Source organism: Parapedobacter sp. ISTM3, from assembly GCF_016533505.1.
GTDB lineage: Bacteria > Bacteroidota > Bacteroidia > Sphingobacteriales > Sphingobacteriaceae > Parapedobacter > Parapedobacter luteus.
In genome coordinates this window covers 157,892-174,622 of the sequence record NZ_JAENGN010000011.1, presented here as the reverse complement: position 1 = coordinate 174,622, position 16,731 = coordinate 157,892, and the positions used below count along the sequence as shown (strand labels likewise).

At 47.9% G+C, this 16,731-nt stretch carries 15 protein-coding genes; 9 read left to right on the top strand and 6 right to left on the bottom strand.

The features are described from left to right. Positions 1-124: 124 nt before the first annotated feature. The 4 genes from JHJ32_RS15420 to JHJ32_RS15405 are packed head-to-tail and all read right to left on the bottom strand — an operon-like array spanning position 125 to position 4,128. The gene (locus JHJ32_RS15420; RefSeq protein WP_200121541.1) at positions 125-808 is read right to left on the bottom strand and encodes a hypothetical protein; all 684 of its coding nucleotides are present in this window, start codon (positions 806-808) and stop codon (positions 125-127) included. Then, on the bottom strand, positions 808-1,533 hold the full coding sequence (locus JHJ32_RS15415; RefSeq protein WP_079717992.1) for a YebC/PmpR family DNA-binding transcriptional regulator: 726 nt from the start codon (positions 1,531-1,533) through the stop codon (positions 808-810). Before JHJ32_RS15415 ends, JHJ32_RS15420 begins: the two co-directional genes overlap by 1 nt. Further along, positions 1,517-2,488 (bottom strand): NAD-dependent epimerase/dehydratase family protein, encoded by a 972-nt coding sequence (locus JHJ32_RS15410; protein ID WP_200121540.1) that lies wholly within the window; start codon positions 2,486-2,488, stop codon positions 1,517-1,519. The genes JHJ32_RS15415 and JHJ32_RS15410 overlap by 17 nt, the downstream gene beginning before the upstream one ends. Before the next feature lie 32 nt (positions 2,489-2,520). Next, on the bottom strand, positions 2,521-4,128 hold the full coding sequence (locus JHJ32_RS15405) for a gliding motility-associated C-terminal domain-containing protein (protein WP_200121539.1): 1,608 nt from the start codon (positions 4,126-4,128) through the stop codon (positions 2,521-2,523). A 221-nt stretch (positions 4,129-4,349) separates the two neighbouring features. Between JHJ32_RS15405 and JHJ32_RS15400 the strand changes: the two genes are divergently transcribed. The 6 genes from JHJ32_RS15400 to JHJ32_RS15375 all read left to right on the top strand — a co-directional run bounded on the left by JHJ32_RS15400 (position 4,350) and on the right by JHJ32_RS15375 (position 10,409). After that, complete coding sequence (locus JHJ32_RS15400) at positions 4,350-5,339, top strand: aspartate-semialdehyde dehydrogenase (RefSeq protein WP_079718131.1); 990 nt, start codon at positions 4,350-4,352, stop codon at positions 5,337-5,339. A 122-nt stretch (positions 5,340-5,461) separates the two neighbouring features. Next, complete coding sequence (locus JHJ32_RS15395) at positions 5,462-6,469, top strand: hypothetical protein (RefSeq protein ID WP_200121538.1); 1,008 nt, start codon at positions 5,462-5,464, stop codon at positions 6,467-6,469. 58 nt (positions 6,470-6,527) lie between these two features. Beyond that, complete coding sequence (locus tag JHJ32_RS15390) at positions 6,528-7,271, top strand: DUF1080 domain-containing protein (RefSeq protein WP_233632691.1); 744 nt, start codon at positions 6,528-6,530, stop codon at positions 7,269-7,271. Positions 7,272-7,282: 11 nt separating this feature from the next. Next, entirely contained in the window at positions 7,283-7,885 is a 603-nt protein-coding gene (pncA, locus tag JHJ32_RS15385) for a bifunctional nicotinamidase/pyrazinamidase (RefSeq protein WP_200121537.1), read from the top strand. 190 nt (positions 7,886-8,075) lie between these two features. Next, positions 8,076-8,618 (top strand): TetR/AcrR family transcriptional regulator, encoded by a 543-nt coding sequence (locus JHJ32_RS15380; protein WP_079718132.1) that lies wholly within the window; start codon positions 8,076-8,078, stop codon positions 8,616-8,618. Between the two features lie 75 nt (positions 8,619-8,693). Continuing rightward, positions 8,694-10,409, top strand: a complete 1,716-nt coding sequence (locus JHJ32_RS15375; protein WP_200121536.1) for a glycoside hydrolase family 3 protein — start codon at positions 8,694-8,696, stop codon at positions 10,407-10,409. 24 nt (positions 10,410-10,433) lie between these two features. On the opposite strand, the gene JHJ32_RS15370 is transcribed toward JHJ32_RS15375, so the two are convergent. Further along, positions 10,434-11,993, bottom strand: coding sequence for a glycoside hydrolase family 10 protein (locus JHJ32_RS15370; RefSeq protein ID WP_200121535.1), 1,560 nt, complete (start codon positions 11,991-11,993; stop codon positions 10,434-10,436). A 194-nt stretch (positions 11,994-12,187) separates the two neighbouring features. Here JHJ32_RS15370 and JHJ32_RS15365 point away from each other — a divergent pair, with 194 nt between their 5' ends. The 3 genes from JHJ32_RS15365 to JHJ32_RS15355 are packed head-to-tail and all read left to right on the top strand — an operon-like array spanning position 12,188 to position 16,026. Then, on the top strand, positions 12,188-13,612 hold the full coding sequence (locus tag JHJ32_RS15365) for an L-serine ammonia-lyase (protein WP_079718000.1): 1,425 nt from the start codon (positions 12,188-12,190) through the stop codon (positions 13,610-13,612). A gap of 58 nt (positions 13,613-13,670) precedes the next feature. After that, positions 13,671-14,513, top strand: a complete 843-nt coding sequence (locus JHJ32_RS15360) for an MBL fold metallo-hydrolase (RefSeq protein WP_200121534.1) — start codon at positions 13,671-13,673, stop codon at positions 14,511-14,513. A gap of 58 nt (positions 14,514-14,571) precedes the next feature. Further along, positions 14,572-16,026 (top strand): S41 family peptidase, encoded by a 1,455-nt coding sequence (locus tag JHJ32_RS15355; RefSeq protein WP_079718002.1) that lies wholly within the window; start codon positions 14,572-14,574, stop codon positions 16,024-16,026. Positions 16,027-16,032: 6 nt separating this feature from the next. Here JHJ32_RS15355 and lipB read toward each other — a convergent pair whose 3' ends face one another. Beyond that, positions 16,033-16,728, bottom strand: coding sequence for a lipoyl(octanoyl) transferase LipB (gene lipB / locus JHJ32_RS15350; RefSeq protein ID WP_079718003.1), 696 nt, complete (start codon positions 16,726-16,728; stop codon positions 16,033-16,035). Between the last annotated feature and the right edge of the window lie 3 nt (positions 16,729-16,731).

The window sequence follows — 16,731 nt, the reverse complement described above, 5'->3', positions numbered from 1 at the left end:
GCAATGGTTTCGTTTTTTTCCTTAATAGCCTATGGGAGGTAGTGGGGGTGGTATATGATCTGTGTAGGACGGAACTTAGGCTATGCCAACCAAAAGAGTACGTAATTGACGATAGCGAGATCTGCTACGGATTTTTAGGTTCGTCGTCGGTTTTCTTCCCCGTTACTCCAGGCTTGAAACGTGGTTTAAACCCGATTGGTTTAGCCGGCGACTGTTCAGCCTCATTTGCTTTTGGATTGCTTTCGGGACGATGGATTGTTTTATCCGACTTCTCGCTTGACGATTGTGAGGGTGCTGATTCTTCTGCTTTAGCGGTATCGTCTTTGGTTGCAGCCTTCTTTGCCGGCGAAGCGGATTTAAATCGCGGTTTGAATCCAAGTGGTCTGGCTGGTGGGCTGGTTTCTTCTGCCGGTGTAGGTGCTTTGGTGCCGTCTTGAGGTACTTCCTGGTCGGACGCCTTTGGGATAGTCGGTTTAGGCGGAGTACTTCCGGCTTTAAATCGCGGTTTGAATCCAAGTGGTTTGACTGGCGGGCTGCTTCCTTCTGCTGGAGTAGGTATATCGGCCGAATCGATTGGCGGCGTTTGAACCTCGCGGACGTCGGCCGTGGATGTATTTGCTAATAGCTCCTTATCCTTTAATAGGTATTCTTTCCGTAGCCGGTTGAACCAGTATTTTTTTGTATGATCGAAACTTTTTTCTCCCATTAGATCATAATGACTGCGGAACTCATCATACAAATCGGGCTTGGCTTGGCGCAGTTGCGCCAAATTAATCCGCTTTTTGATGAAAAATTCCTCGAAAGTCATTAGGTCATGTTATGGTATACCGCCTGTACGTCGTCGTCTTCTTCGATTTTATCAATGAGTTTAAGTACATCCGCCGCATCTTCTTCGGAAACTTCGGTATTTGATAGGGCGATGCGCTCTAACTTGGCACTTTTTATTTCAATCCCTTTTTCTTCGAGTAAGCGTTGCATGTTGCCAAAGTCTTCAAATGAAGTTTGCGCAACCACGATGTCGTTTCCTTCCTCGTCGGCTTCTACGTACAACTCTTCCAGTCCGCCATCAATGAGTTCTAGCTCGAGCTCTTCCAAATCCACGTCGTCGGCCACGGTAAAGCGAAAAATCGATTTACGTTGAAAAATAAAATCGAGTGATCCCGTCTTACCGAGCGTTCCGCCAGCCTTGCTGAAATAACTGCGGATATTGGCTACTGTACGGTTCGTGTTATCAGTTGCGGTTTCAATGAGGATAGGCACGCCATGCGGGCCATAGCCTTCATAGACATGCTCTTCATATCCTTTGGCGTCCTTGTCTGATGCCCTTTTGATAGCCGCCTCGATGCGATCTTTGGGCATGTTTACCGCTTTCGCGTTCTGAATGGCGGTCCGCAGACGGGAGTTGCCCTCGGGATTCGGTCCGCCTTCTTTAACGGAGATAGCGATTTCTTTTCCTAAACGGGTGAATTGGACGGCCATTTTGGCCCAGCGTTTAAATTTGCGTTCTTTTCTAAACTCAAATGCTCTTCCCATCTTCTGAATGTATTTTTTCTTTAAGGTTTGTAATCATATCTACGGCAATGTCGGTTAAGGCGAATCGGGGTTGCCAATCCCAATCCTCGCGTGCTTCGGTATCGTCAATACTATTGGGCCACGTGTCGGCTATAGCTTGGCGCGGATCGTTTTCCGCATAGGTGATGGTAAACTCAGGAATGATGTTACGGATTTCATCGGCCAACATGGCTGGTGTAAAACTAACGCCGGTAAGGTTATAGCTTGAGCGGATATGCAGTGCGTCTGCCGGAGCATCCATTAACGTCAGTGTGCCGCGGATGGCATCATCCATGTATAGCATAGGCAATGCCGTGTCTGCCGAAAGGAAGCAGGAGTATGTACCGTTTTTTAGGGCTTCATGAAATATATGGATGGCATAGTCGGTCGTCCCGCCGCCAGGAGCGGCTTTCCAGCTGATAATGCCAGGATAACGGATACTCCTGATGTCGAGCCCATAACGTCCGTGATAGTACTCGCATATGCGCTCGCCCGCTAATTTGCTGATGCCATAAACCGTATTGGGATCCATGACGGTGTATTGCGGGGTGTTCATTTTGGGCGAATGGGGTCCGAAGACAGCGATGGAGCTGGGCCAAAATACTTTGCTGACGCCATACTCGAGGGATAAATCCAGTACGTTCAGCAGCCCATTGACGTTGAGATCCCAAGCTTGGCGTGGATATTTTTCGCCGGTAGCGGAAAGCATGGCCGCTAAAAGGTAAACCTGCGTAGGCCGATATTTGGTGAATAGCAGATGCAGCGACTTTTTATCCAAAACGTCGATCGTTTCAAAAGGGCCGCTTGGATCCGGTACCTGAGGCTCGCGTATATCCGATGTAATTACCTGTTTTCCGCCAAATTTGGCCCGCAAAGCAATGGCCAACTCCGTTCCAATTTGACCGTTTGAACCAATGATGATTATCCGCTCTTCCATTGGGTGCAAACTTAGCAAAATTTCCATGTTCGTCACAGCCTAGCGGCCAATACAAAACTTTTGCGGTACACTTTTCGTGCGCCATGTGCGTTGTAGGTTTCGATGACGGCGATATAGATACCTACGGGGAGCGGCTGGTTAGCGTCGGAGAGCCCGTCCCAGGTAATGGTACCCTTATTAGCCAGACTTTGGTTGCGTTGTAACCTTTTTACCAACACCCCCTTGTCGTTGTAGATGTTTACCGTGGCCATGAACCCCTGATCGGGAAACTGGTAATTGATTTCCAGTTCGTCTTCAAACCCGTCGTTATCCGGTGAAAACGTTTTTGAGGTCAAAAAAATGCTTGCAGTATATTCTTGTACTGGTTGTTGTGAATTTTGATAACCCGGTGTAGCGCCGCCGACCAGACTGGCCGCTGACCGGAAATTGTCTGGGTCATTGGTCGGCCTGGAAAAATATTGGCGCTCCAGCGAGATGCCTTGGTGGTTGGAGATAAAAGGTGACTGCAGCGCTGGTGTATAAAAGAGACTGTCAATTGTTGTTTTCCCACTGTAAAGTACAACACCGCCCTGTGCGTTATTGAAGTTTGGAAGCATGGGCGTTTCGATAAAAGCGTTTGGATTGCTATGCGGGTAATGCTGCTTTATGATGTGCGGATTAGTCGTCAAGACTTTATATTCGTTCGGATAAAAAGCGAGGGGGGCTTCACTAATTTTTCTGCGGCTGCCGGGCGTTCCGCTCGAATTCACGCTGGCTATTTCGATGTGCTGCAAATTGATTGTTTTATTGGAATGATTATAGATTTCAATGAAGTCCACCCCTGCTGGTTTCGGGTTGGAAAGCACTTCGTTAATGAGGATGTCACCGGGCTGGATTCCATTTGATTGAATGGTATCTATTGGCGGATCGAGCGGTTTGATAAGTAGATAATCAAGGCGGTAGTCTTGCGCCCTTGTTGGCGAAAAGTTGACAAAGAATCCTGCGTACCCTCCATAGGGATATGTCGCATCGGTTACGCTGGCCACCCCCTCTTCGCTGTATAGCGCATTGAATGTACCGTTGCCATACTCATCGGCCAGTATTTGCCACTGCCCATCAATGCTGTGGGTGACCCGTATGCGTGCGCGGAATTTATTTCCTCGGTTGGCAATGGCCTTGCTTTGGAAAATGGCAGTACGTGTATTGCCATTTTGCCGCCATAAGCGGTAGATGTGCGTGCCGTCGGTACCGTCGATTTGAAGATGGTAGCCCTGAAGTGGTTCATTGAGCGATGATGCGGTAGATGCAAGATAAAGCCTAATGAAATTATTTGCCGTGAGTACGTCGTCTACTTGTATGCCCGCTTCCCATGCCGTATTCCGTAAACGCGCAGAAGGGATGGCGATGAAAGCGGGAGCAACCGCGCCCGGATTAAGCTGTAAACGGTTATCGGCCGGGATAAAGGAGGTCGTATGCCCCAACCAATGGGCAAGTAAACCAGCGGAAAAGTCGTCGAAAAAAGATGCTCCTGTGGTATCGTCAGGTAATAACTTGGTTTCCCGATGTACTGGTGGCCTGGATACGTTCTGTTCTATCCACAAGGGTTGGATACCGCATAATAAAGGCAACAAGAAACTTAATGAAAATAAACTGTTTTTCACTTCCTGGTATTTATCGTTTAGGTAGCGAACGCTCGGTTCATAACCTTTGGGATTGGCGATTCAATAGTTTCATCGTTTTGAAGACTGATAGACAATGGGTTCGGACGAAGGTTTTTGAAATTCCTTGTCGCTAAGTTGAGCCAAAATTTGTATGTTTGGCAGCTTTTAAAAGTTTAAAGTTAAACAATATTAAATTCATTAACAAAACAACGAAACAAAAAATGAAAGTGGCAGTAGTCGGCGCGACCGGGCTGGTGGGTTCGGAGATGTTAACGGTGTTAGCAGCGCGTAATTTTCCCGTAACAGAATTGATTCCTGTAGCCTCTGAGCGCAGCAAGGGTAAGGAGATCGAATTCAAGGGAAAGCAGTATAAGGTGGTCACACCCGACGAAGCCATCGCCCTTAAACCCGATGTGGCGCTGTTTTCGGCAGGTGGCAGTACGTCGCTGGAATATGCGCCAAAATTCGCTGATTCGGGTATTACGGTGATCGATAATTCTTCGGCCTGGCGAATGGACCCTACCAAGAAGCTGGTCGTTCCTGAGGTCAATGGACATGTATTGGCCGCCGGTGACAAGATCATTGCTAATCCAAACTGTTCGACCATTCAGATGGTGGTCGTATTGAAACCATTGCATGAAAAATATATCATCAAGCGGGTGGTCGTCTCTACCTATCAATCGGTAACAGGTACCGGTGTAAAGGCCGTGAAGCAGTTGAACGACGAACGCGCGGGCGTCGAAGGGGAAAAGGCCTATCCCTATCAGATTGATTTGAATGTCATCCCACAGATTGATGTATTCCAGGAAAATGGATACACCAAGGAAGAGATGAAGATGATAAAGGAGACGAACAAGATTATGGGTGATGACAACATTCGTGTAACGGCTACTACGGTCCGTATTCCGGTGATCGGCGGTCACTCCGAATCTGTGAATATTGAATTTGCCCATGATTTTGACGTCGAAGAAGTACGTGCCCTGTTAGCCGGTCAATCCGGTGTGGTCGTAGTTGACGATCCCGCCCAACTAAAGTATCCAATGCCCAAAGATGCGCATGGAAAAGATGAAGTGTTTGTGGGGCGTATTCGCAGAGATGAAAGCCAACCTAAAACACTCAACCTTTGGGTGGTGGCCGATAATTTGCGCAAAGGTGCCGCCACCAATGCGGTACAGATCGCAGAGACACTGCTGGCGAAGGGGTTGTTATAAGGATTCTCTCCTGGCTATATGAAAGCATCTGTCCAATGGCAGATGCTTTTTTTATTCCTTTAGCATTTGTGGCGTAAGGGTAGTATGCCTCATGGTTGTCCTAAGCCGAAAAAGGAACAATAATGAAAAAAAACAAGACTACCCGTATGATGATTCAAGTGATGGTTTGCTTAATAACGATCTTGGTCTGCACCGTTGATTTATTGGCACAGGCTGGTAAAACCAACCAAGTGCATGTTGGTATCATTTATCCGTTGAGCACGAATGGCAAGACAGCCTTGGTTGACACGAATAGGTTTTCGTTGCATTTGATTTCGGGTGTTTCCCAGCAAGAAGATGCCTGCCTCATTACCGGTGTCTCCGGCATTGTCAAAGGCAAGGCTTATGGAGTGGCGATAGCGGGGGTGTCTAACCATATCACCTACGCTAAGGGTACGCAAGTGGCGGGTATGCTGAATCATATAAAAGATAGCGCCCAAGGGCTACAAATAGCCGGGCTTGCAAACTTGACGGGTAAGGAGGCAAAAGGTGTTCAAATAGCGGGAGTGATAAACAAAGCCGGTGATGTGACCACACAAGTGGCTGGATTGGTCAATGTTGCCAAGCGGGTGAAAGGTGTGCAGGTAGCCGGATTGATCAATGTTGCTGAAGCGAGTGACTATCCAATTGGAATACTTAATTTTATAAAGGAAGGAGAACTGCAACTGGGCGTGACGCTCGACGAAGCGGGGAGTAGCCTGCTGACTTTTCGGTCTGGGGGGAACGTGTTATACGGTATTCTCGGTATCGGCTACAATTTCAAGCATGAAGAAGCACGTTATATACTTGAAGGCGGTATTGGCGCACATCTTATCGCGCAAAAAGCATTCCGCCTAAATGCAGAGCTGGCCAGTGCAGCCATGACAAGCTTTGAAGACGGTATCTATAATAAGCAGAGTTTCCGTGCGTTGGCTGGTTATCGGGTGGTCCCGGGCTTGGAGCTGTTTGCCGGCCCTACATTCAATCATTTGCTATTTGAGGCTGATCAGCCCGCCATCAGGGACGACCGATATCTATGGACACACAGCGGAAAAGACTATTTCAGTGGATTTTTCATTGGCGGGATTATCGGATTGCAAATTTCACTTTAATTGAGCAAGTGAATTTTTTTACTTAAGTTTGTTTGTCATAAATCAATTAATCAGTGTTATGAGAAAAAAAACAGGCTTAGCCACCATAGCTGTCTTCACTGCTATGGCTTTTTCATGTAATCAAGGAAACCAAAAAACAGTTGAAACCGCTACGGCTGAAGACGCCGCTACGCGGGAATGGATTTCCTTATTTGACGGCCAAAGCCTTGCTGGTTGGCATGGGTTTAATAAAGGAGACGCTGTGGTAGATAACTGGATCGTGGAAGATGGCGTGCTCACCTGCCTCGGCAAAACGGGTGGTGCCGACATCGGCGGTGATATTGTTACCGATGCGTCTTTTGGTAATTTCGAACTGGAGTGGGAATGGAAGATATCCGAGGGTGGCAACTCGGGGCTGATGTACCACGTCGTGGAGGACCAGAAATACAAGGCGCCCTATGAAACGGGGCCTGAATATCAGCTGATAGATGATATCGGTTTTCCAGGTACGCTGGAAAATTGGCAGCAAGCAGGGGCGAATTATGCCATGAACCCAGCGGATAATGCCAAGAAGGAATTGAATCCAGTAGGTGAATGGAATAGCAGCAAGATCGTCTACAACAACGGTCATGTGGAGCATTGGCTCAACGGTCAGAAAATCGTGGAATTCCAGGAAGGTACTCCGGAGTGGAATAAAGAAAAAACGGAAGGAAAGTGGAAAGATTTCCCGGACTATAAAATTGCCAATAAAGGCAAAGTAGCCTTGCAAGATCATGGCGATCAAGCTTGGTTCAGAAACATCCGGATTAAAGAGCTGCCATAATTTGAAGGCTGATGCGCGCGCTGATTATTGTGGATATCCAGCACGATTTTCTTCCAGGCGGAGCGCTAGCCGTGCCACGCGGGAATGAAATCGTGCCCCTGGTTAACCGCATCCAGCAAGACTTTGACGTCGTGGTTGCGACACAGGACTGGCATCCGGCGGGCCACAAAAGCTTCGCTTCGGCCCATCCAGGGCGTAATCCCTTTGAAAGCATCGATCTGGAGGGGTTAGAACAGACACTCTGGCCAGATCATTGTGTGCAGGATACGGCCGGAGCACAGTTGAGCGACGCATTGGACACACGCCGTGTTGAGGCTATTTTCCGAAAAGGAACCGAATTATCCATAGACAGCTACAGTGGTTTTTTTGATAATGGAAAGCGCAAAAATACAGGTCTGGCTGGTTACCTGCGTGATAAGGGGGTGACCGATGTAGCCGTGTGTGGCCTTGCTGCCGACTACTGCGTGTATTTCACAGCGATGGACGCCTTGCAGTTGGGGTTTGGCACCAGCATCGTTGCGGATGCTGTACGGCCGATTGATGAAGCCGGATATATCGCCAAGCAAGCAACGTTCCTAGAGCATGGTGGGAGGCTGTTGGACGCTTCTGCCTAGAAGCGCCGCCCCCAGCTTAAACCGGCGCTTTTGCCTGCCTTCGTAAACAAAATGCCCAAAATCGAGCGCGAGTATACCAAATTCTCAGTGCGCGTGGGGCATTGATTTAGCCACGTCGCCTTTTTTATCGATTGGCCTCGCTTAACCACGGTTTGAATAATATATTTGCGTTCTATTTTGCATGAATGCCATGATAAAGCAAAAAGTAGAGAGTAGAAAGGAAAAAATATTGCGTGAGGCACTCTTATTGTTTGCTGAAAAAGGCTACATGGATACCTCTACGAAGATTATCGCTCAGCGGGCGGGGGTTTCTGAAGCGCTTATATTTAAACATTTTGGCAATAAAGACAACCTGCTGTTTTATTTGATCAAATCGGGATATAGGCGAGTGTTGCAGCATCATCGGGGAATGCTTACCTATCGCGATGCCAAAAGCTTTTTGCGCAGCATGATTAACCTGCCCCGTGAATTGGTCAATGAAGAGCCTTTGTTTTGGAAGTTGCAAGAACGTCTATCCCATCACGAATTTTCGCGGCAGCAGCATGAGCTTTTCATGAAACCGGTATATCCTACCATTCAACGGGCGTTTGCGGAATTGGGGTATGAAAAACCGGCATTGGAGACGCAACTCCTCTTGTTAATCATCGAAATTTTATGGAAGAAGGAAGCCAACGGGGATTTGACCAATTCGGCTGAGTTGGCAAAATTGCTGGAAGCGAAATACGGATTGTAACCGGGTAGGCAGGGAATGGTAGGGGGGTATCATGTTGTCACGTCATCGGTATTGTTTTTGTAGGTTTAGCTAAATATGCTCAGAAAAGCGCTTGTTGCATCTGGTCTCATCTTATCATTACAGCTTACGTTATCAGCTCAGCAACGTGATGCTTTTATTCCGTTCATCAATGCGCAGCACAGATGGGTCGATTCGGTCTTTAATACGCTAAGCGCCCGAGATAAGGTTGCTCAACTGTTTATGGTCCGTGCGCATAGCGATTTAGGGCAACGGTATATTGACTCCGTAGCTGGAGTAATTCAGCGTGAACAATTGGGTGGAATTGTGTTATTCCAAGGTGGGCCAGTGCGCCACGCGCAGGTAATCAACCGATACCAACGGCTTTCAAAAGTACCGTTGCTTGTTGCGTTTGACGGTGAATGGGGACTGGGAATGCGCTTAGCAGACTCTACCATTTCTTTTCCCTATCAAATGGCCTTGGGAGCAATTCAAAATGAGGCCTTAATATATCAAATGGGGCTGGAGGTCGCACGGGACTTTAAACGATTGGGAATGAATGTCAACTTCGCTCCGGTAGTAGATATCAACAACAATCCGCGTAATCCGGTTATTAACTTTCGATCGTTTGGTGAAGACAAGCAAAATGTGACCCGCAAAGGGCTGGCTTATATGCGTGGAATGATGGATGCCGGCCTGCTCACGACGCTAAAGCACTTTCCGGGACACGGTGACACCGACGTAGATTCGCACTATGACTTACCACGGCTGACCTTTACTGCCGGGCGACTGGATTCGTTGGAGATGTACCCTTTTCGTGAATTGATCAAGGCCGGCGCTCCAGGTGTCATGGTGGCTCACATGAATATACCAAGCTTGGACAAGACGCCAAACTTACCCTCTTCCTTGTCTCATCATATCATTACCAATGTGTTGAAGAAGCGATTTGGTTTCCAAGGTCTTACATTTACCGATGCCATGGATATGAGGGGCGTGGTCAAGCACTTTCGAAACGGTGAAGCAGATGTGAGGGCCATCATTGCGGGCAACGATGTCCTCGAACTTTCGGAAAACAGCGGGCGAGCTATCAATTTGGTATTGCAGGCAATCAAACAAGGGCGTCTATCGCAGCAAGATATCGATACCCGCGTCAAAAAGATTCTGGCCGCCAAGTATTGGCTTGGCCTGGACAATCAGCAGCAACGTACGGTAAACTTGACCAACCTATATCGTGATATCAACAGACCTCAGACCGAAGCGCTTAATCAGCGCTTGGCAGATGCTTCCGTGACATTGCTGAAAAGTGATAGCTTAATTAAGGCTTTGGACTATACCAAGCGAACAGCAGTAATCTGTATCGGATTGACGCAGATTTCGGAATTTCAAAACATGCTTGGATGGCGTTTTGATAATAACATGTTTTACGTACTATCGCCGCAGGCGACGGCAGATGATGTGGCGGCGGTGGCTAATGAACTAAGTAGCTATAGCCAGGTCATCGTCGCCTTGCACGACAATCGCATTCGTCCGAGAAGTACATTGAATTACAACGGGACCGTACGTTTATTTATTAATGAACTGGCCAACATGAATAGCGTTTTTTGCTTATTCGCCAATCCATACAGCCTTGCGGGATTACCGGGCATCGAACAAGCAAAAACCATTCTTGTCTGTTATCAAAATGACGATATCATGCAACGGGCTGCAGCGAAGGTCATCCTCAAAAGGTTGAATCCTACAGGAAGGCTGCCGGTTACTGTCAATTCATTTTTCCGCTACGGCGATGGCAAATGAAATTGCGTCATTGTACGTTGTGCGTTACTCGATATATATTTCCCGTACATTGGAAGGAAGGCTTTCATTTTTTAGCCGGTCTATCGCAGTAACCACATAGCGGTAGTGCCCATTCCGACGGACCATATTGTCGGTATAGGTCAGTTGGTTCTTATCGTAGGTAATATGCAGAATATGTTGGGGGTTGCTTAAATCAAGTTCTTCGCCCTCATTGAAACGGTATACAACATAGCCATATGCCTCATCGCCATCTGCGGCTGGAGCAGCCGGTTGCCAATGTAAAGTGACGGATGCCGGATTTTTCGAGGTCTGCGCCAGCAGGCCAAAGGGAGGCTCTGGTGGGACACTGTCCAGCCAGGGCATGCTTGGGGGCAATGACTTATAGCGATACAGGTTATATTGCAACGAATCGCGGAGCCCCGCAGCGTTATTGGCAATATGTTTTGAACTGTAATAAATGCTTCCCTGAGCGTTGGCATGTTGCCTGGCATACCGAACCTGATTGGGGATTTGACTGCGATCGCGCCAACCTTCCCGGTTTTCGTTGGCACGATAGGCAGCATGGCCGACATAGAAATGCCTGCCGTTTGTATGCTGGCTCCACCAATCGGCCAGCACCTCATAAGGAGCATTCGGATTGCCAAAAGGGAAATAGATTTGCGGGTTGATGTAATCTATCCAACCCTCTTCGAGCCACGTCAGTGCATCGGCATATAACTGGCGATATCCACTTAGTCCTGATGATGCAGAGCCAAGCGGATGGTCCTTTTTGTTGTCCCAAATACCGAATGGGCTAATCCCAAACTTGATGTACTTCTTTGTGCTGCGGATACTGTCTGATACCATTTGGATCAGCAGGTTGACATTATTGCGGCGCCAATCGGCGATATTGCGAAAACCGTTTGGATACTGCTTGAATGTTTCGGCATCAGGTATCGTTTTGCCACCTTCGGGATAAGGGTAAAAGTAATCATCGAAATGGATCCCGTCGATATCATAATTGCGGACGACATCCATGACAATACCTGTGATGTAATTTCTGACTTCGGGAATACCGGGGTTGAAGAGTTTTTTTCCACCGTAAACAAAAAACCAATTGGGTATCTGGCGGGTGATGTGGTCGCTCGTGGTGTTTGCAGATACCAGATCAAAGGTAGCCCGATAAGGGTTCATCCAGGCGTGCAGTTCCATGCCCCGTTTGTGCGCTTCGATAATGGCAAATTCAAGTGGGTCATAGAAAGGGGAAGGCTGCTGTCCGGGCTTACCGGTAAGGAAACGACTCCAGGGTTCCTTGCTTTTCGCATAAAATGCATCAGCCGAAGGTCGTATCTGCAGCATGATGGCATTGATGCCTGCCCGCTGGTGATTATTCAGCTGCTGAATAAGTTCCTGTTTTTGCTTTTCTACATCAAGACCAGCGGCGGACGGCCAATCGATATTCACTACGGTGGCAATCCATACACCTCGAAGTTCACGTTTGGGCAGTATGTCCAAGGGCGGGTCGGGGCGACAATAGCTGGCAGAGCAGGTAAGCAATAAGGTAATTGTAGTTAGGCAGCCAAGGTACACACGAATATAGCTCATTTCCAATGTCGTAATCCGCGGTAAAGATAGGAAAAAATCGGATTTACAGCTATGCCTATAGACGGCTCGCGGTTGCGCAGGTAGCAGCCTCCCTTATAGCCTATATGTGATCGTTATGTGAATATCGTCCGACTTTCGGTAAAGCAGGAATAAAAGCGATACCTTTGCAATGTATGCATAATTAATTTGTTGCGATGATGAAGGAGCAAATCTCCGTGTTTGACATGTTTAAGATTGGTATAGGCCCATCAAGTTCGCATACGCTTGGCCCCTGGCGTGCCGCTCAGCGATTCACGCAGTACCTGGTGCAAAGCGGTTTGCTTGAACAGACGACGGCTATCCACATTCTGCTTTACGGTTCGTTGGCGAAGACGGGTATAGGGCATGGTACTGATGTAGCCGTTTTGTTGGGACTCAGTGGCGATGATCCGGAGACATTTGCCGTTGATCGGGTAGCTACCAAGGTGGCCGACATCAGGCAGAAGGGGCGGTTAGTGTTGGGCGGCTTTCACGAAATACCATTTTCTTATACCGATGACCTGTTGTTCCTATATGCCGAAAGCCTCCCGTATCATCCTAATGCGGTGACCTTTCAGGCGCTCTTAGCCAATGGCACCGCTGTCAGTGAAACCTATTATTCTATCGGTGGTGGATTTGTAGTGAAAGAAGGTGAGCATGATCATAAACAGGAAGTCGACCTACCATTCCCCATACAGAATGCAAAGGAATTGCTGCTATGGTGCATCCGTACCGGACTAAAGATTTCCGAATTGGTATTGGAAAATGAACAGGCATGGCGCCCAGAAGGGGAGACGAAAGCAGGGATTCTTCGGATATTTACCACCATACGTGATTGCATCTACCGCGGATGCCATACGACGGGCATACTGCCGGGCGGGTTGCTTGTCGATCGCCGTGCTTATAAGCTTAACAAGCGTTTGATTGCCGGGCGGTCCTATTCTGATTATGAAAGTTGGGTCGCAGCCATCCGTGCCGGTGGCGGCAGTTTTCAGTATACATTGGACTGGGTAAGTTGCTTTGCACTGGCCGTCAATGAAGAGAACGCTTCTTTTGGCCGTGTGGTCACCGCACCAACAAACGGCGCCGCGGGCGTAATACCGGCGGTGCTCCAATATTTTATTGTGTTCCACGATGGCTTAAATGAAGACCAGATTATCCGGTTTATTGCTACCGCCTCCGAAATTGGGAGCATTTTCAAAAAGGGAGCAACCATCTCCGCAGCAATGGGTGGATGCCAAGCCGAGATAGGGGTGTCTTCTGCCATGGCTGCCGGCGCACTTACAGAACGTCTGGGCGGCTCGCAACGGCAAGTACTTATGGCTGCTGAAATCGCCATGGAGCATCATCTCGGTCTCACCTGTGATCCGATAGGGGGCCTTGTACAGATTCCCTGCATTGAACGCAATACCATGGGGGCTATCAAAGCCATTACGGCTGCGCAACTGGCGCTGCAATCCAATCCGGATAAAGCCAAGGTAAGCCTCGATGCGGTAGTAAAAACAATGTGGGAAACGGCACAGGATATGAATGTGAAATACAAAGAAACGGCCGATGGCGGTTTAGCCGTCAATATCCCCCTGAGTTTGCCGGAATGCTAGCACTCAAAATGTACAAATTTTTAGGAACATTTCTGTCTTTTTTGCCGTACTTTGTGCTATGCCGCTTTTCATCAGTTCAATCGCTTCTGGCAGCAATGGCAATTGCTATTTCGTCGGCAACGGACGTGAGGCCATCTTAGTAGATGCTGGGATTTCCTGCCGTGAGATCGAAAAGCGAATGGCGAGACAGGGGCTGCCTATGCAACAGGTGAAGGCTATTTTTGTTTCCCATGAACATACCGATCATGTCAAGGGATTGAGTGTGCTTGCAAACAAATATCAGCTTCCTGTGTTTCTCACAGATGGTACACGGATGGCATGCAGGTTAGCCATACCTGACAGATTGCTGCATCCGCTTACGGATTTGCAGACCATCGGTATCGGCGGCTTGGCGGTTACGTCGTTTCGGAAATACCATGACGCGGCTGATCCCCATAGTTTCCTTGTTGAAGGTGAAGGATACACGGTAGGGATTTTTACTGACATCGGCAGGGTATGCGAACGCGTTGAGGATTTCTTTGGGCGGTGTGATGCCGTTTTTCTTGAGGCCAACTATGATGTAGACATGTTAGCGCGCGGCCGTTATCCGTTTTTCTTGAAAAATCGGATTCGCAGCGGCTACGGTCACCTATCCAACGCGGAAGCATTGGAATTGTTTATCAGGCAGCGTTCGCCACGATTGCGGCACCTGTTTTTGTCGCACCTTTCGCGGGATAATAATGATCCGGAGTTGGTATACAACTTGTTTGATGAACACCGGGCTGATACGGAAATTGTTGTTGCAGGGCGGTACGCAGAGACCGCTGTTTATTATTTAGGCGAGCCACAGCCGGCTTCTTATACCCTATTTAGCCAAGATACGGCGATTTCGTATTCAAGATCACAACAGGTATCTGGTTAGCGTTGTGTTCGAAGTTTAAAGTATTTTTTTTAGTTACGGATATTGATTGTTCTAACATATGTTGTTTAATCGTACTCGCCGTTCGGTAATTGGATTTTTGCCGGTGGTATTGGTTGTTTCGATGCTGTTGATGGCCTCTTGCGCCAAGAACGAACCACGGCCAGGAGGGGAGGTCACCAATACGGAGGTTAATAAATGGATTGTCGACTCGATGCGTTATTACTATTATTGGAATACCTCGATTCCTCAAGATAGAAACCTTAACTTTAATTCAAGCCCGCAAGCTTTTTTCGAGAGCTTGTTGAATAGGCCTGCAGACCGGTTCTCTTGGATTCAAAATGCGGAAGATTTAAGAAATGAACTCAGTGGAATTATAAAAACCAGCGGTTTGGGTTTTGGCTTCTTTAGAATCGGTGAAAGGGGGGCGGGTGCCGCTATTCGTTACGTACTTAAAGGGTCTCCCGCTGATTTGGCAGGAATCAAGCGTGGCGACATTTTTACACGCGTCAATGGAATTGAATTGACCGTGGATAGTGAAGGATATGTAGAAAACTATCAACCTCTGCAAGGCAACGAGCCCTTTACGCTTACAAGGGGCATTATCAATGGAAACGTTATCAGTGAAGGCGAAGAAATTTCGATAACTCCGGTTGAAAACTTCCAGGAGAAGGCGATACACATGGATTCCATATTAACCACAGCCAACGGAACAAAGGTAGCTTATTTATTTTACAACCGATTTTTGTCTAATCAAGCGCAAGAGCTTATTGACGCCTTTAATCGATTTAAAGCCGGAGGAGTTAGCGAATTAATCATTGACGAGCGTTATAATGGCGGAGGGGATGTTGGCGTTGCATCGCTATTATCGGCATTGACTCATAAAGGCTTCAACATCAACAGTGATTTTATCCGATATGAGTTCAATAACAATTTTAGGGATGCCGTATTGACTTACGCCGATTTGTTTGGTGCCGAAAATGGCAATGTAGTCAGCGCCAACAACTTGGGGTTGAGCCGGGTTTTTATTCTGGCGACCGGTAGTTCGGCATCTGCCAGCGAATTGGTAATCAACAACCTTAGGCCCTTTTTGGGAGCTGCCAATGTCGTCCATATCGGCGGTACCACCCGAGGTAAAGACGACGCATCCATTACCATTGTAAATTCTTCGCCGCGTTTTAAAGGCGAAAACGATTGGGGTATTCAACCGATTGTGCTGAAATATAAAAACAGAAATGGCGAAGGCAATTTTGTTAATGGGCTAACTCCGACCTATGAAGTTGTTGAGACTGTTCCTTTTGCGCCAATGGGGTCTGCGGAAGATCCGTTGATCGGAAGCGCACTTGGCATTATCGATCCGAGCATGCGTTCGACGCTGAGCAGGCAAATGAGCGTGCAACGGCAACGGCTGGCCGCCGGCTTCGGTGAGTTGTCAAGGATGAATGAAAAGGTGTCGAATATAGTTCCGCTGGATGTCACCCATTCGCTGGACGGTGTCCCCCTAAAAATAAGATAGTGGGGATTACTCGATTTCCATCCCAAACAGCTCCGCAATATGATCCTTAAGGCGATCCTTTATCGCATTGATGTCTTGGGGTTTTCCCAATTCACGTTGCATCGAAGTGACGTCTTTATCATCGATATTGCAGGGAATGATGTTGCCGAAATAAGTAAGGTCGGTATTGACATTAAAAGCGAAACCATGCATGGTCACCCAACGGCTGGCGCGTACGCCTAAAGCACAAATCTTGCGCGCACGGCCATTGTCCGCATCTATCCATACACCTGTATAACCTGGGTAACGCCCGGCTGTGATGCCATAATCGGCCAGTGTGCGGATGACCGCCTCTTCCAGGGTGCGGAGATAACGGTGGATGTCGGTAAAGAAATTATCGAGATCGAGAATAGGGTACCCTACGATTTGCCCGGGACCGTGATAGGTGATATCGCCGCCCCGGTTTATCTTGTAAAACGTAGCTTGTTTCTCCTGTAACCCGCTTTCGTCCAATAATAAGTTTTCAGGATTACCGCTTTTACCGAGCGTATACACATGGGGGTGCTCGGTGAAAATCAGGTGATTGATCGTCGGCGTTGCCAATCCTTCTTGCCGGTTGGCTGATTTTTGGCTTACCACTTGGGCAAAGAGGGCCTCCTGCCTATCCCAAGCGACCTGATAATCCAATAAGCCCCAATCTTCGAAAATGACTTTCTTGTTCATCCT

Bases quoted from the DNA above. Each gene is read 5' to 3' on its own strand.
- JHJ32_RS15395 (WP_200121538.1), top strand. From the start codon at position 5,462: ATGAAAAAAAACAAGACTACCCGTATGATGATTCAAGTGATGGTTTGC.
- JHJ32_RS15390 (WP_233632691.1), top strand. From the start codon at position 6,528: ATGAGAAAAAAAACAGGCTTAGCCACCATAGCTGTCTTCACTGCTATG.
- JHJ32_RS15410 (WP_200121540.1), bottom strand. From the start codon at position 2,488: ATGGAAGAGCGGATAATCATCATTGGTTCAAACGGTCAAATTGGAACG.
- JHJ32_RS15380 (WP_079718132.1), top strand. From the start codon at position 8,076: ATGATAAAGCAAAAAGTAGAGAGTAGAAAGGAAAAAATATTGCGTGAG.
- pncA (WP_200121537.1), top strand. From the start codon at position 7,283: ATGCGCGCGCTGATTATTGTGGATATCCAGCACGATTTTCTTCCAGGC.
- JHJ32_RS15360 (WP_200121534.1), top strand. From the start codon at position 13,671: ATGCCGCTTTTCATCAGTTCAATCGCTTCTGGCAGCAATGGCAATTGC.
- JHJ32_RS15375 (WP_200121536.1), top strand. From the start codon at position 8,694: ATGCTCAGAAAAGCGCTTGTTGCATCTGGTCTCATCTTATCATTACAG.
- JHJ32_RS15365 (WP_079718000.1), top strand. From the start codon at position 12,188: ATGATGAAGGAGCAAATCTCCGTGTTTGACATGTTTAAGATTGGTATA.
- JHJ32_RS15355 (WP_079718002.1), top strand. From the start codon at position 14,572: ATGTTGTTTAATCGTACTCGCCGTTCGGTAATTGGATTTTTGCCGGTG.
- JHJ32_RS15415 (WP_079717992.1), bottom strand. From the start codon at position 1,533: ATGGGAAGAGCATTTGAGTTTAGAAAAGAACGCAAATTTAAACGCTGG.
- JHJ32_RS15400 (WP_079718131.1), top strand. From the start codon at position 4,350: ATGAAAGTGGCAGTAGTCGGCGCGACCGGGCTGGTGGGTTCGGAGATG.
- JHJ32_RS15420 (WP_200121541.1), bottom strand. From the start codon at position 808: ATGACTTTCGAGGAATTTTTCATCAAAAAGCGGATTAATTTGGCGCAA.
- JHJ32_RS15370 (WP_200121535.1), bottom strand. From the start codon at position 11,993: ATGAGCTATATTCGTGTGTACCTTGGCTGCCTAACTACAATTACCTTA.
- lipB (WP_079718003.1), bottom strand. From the start codon at position 16,728: ATGAACAAGAAAGTCATTTTCGAAGATTGGGGCTTATTGGATTATCAG.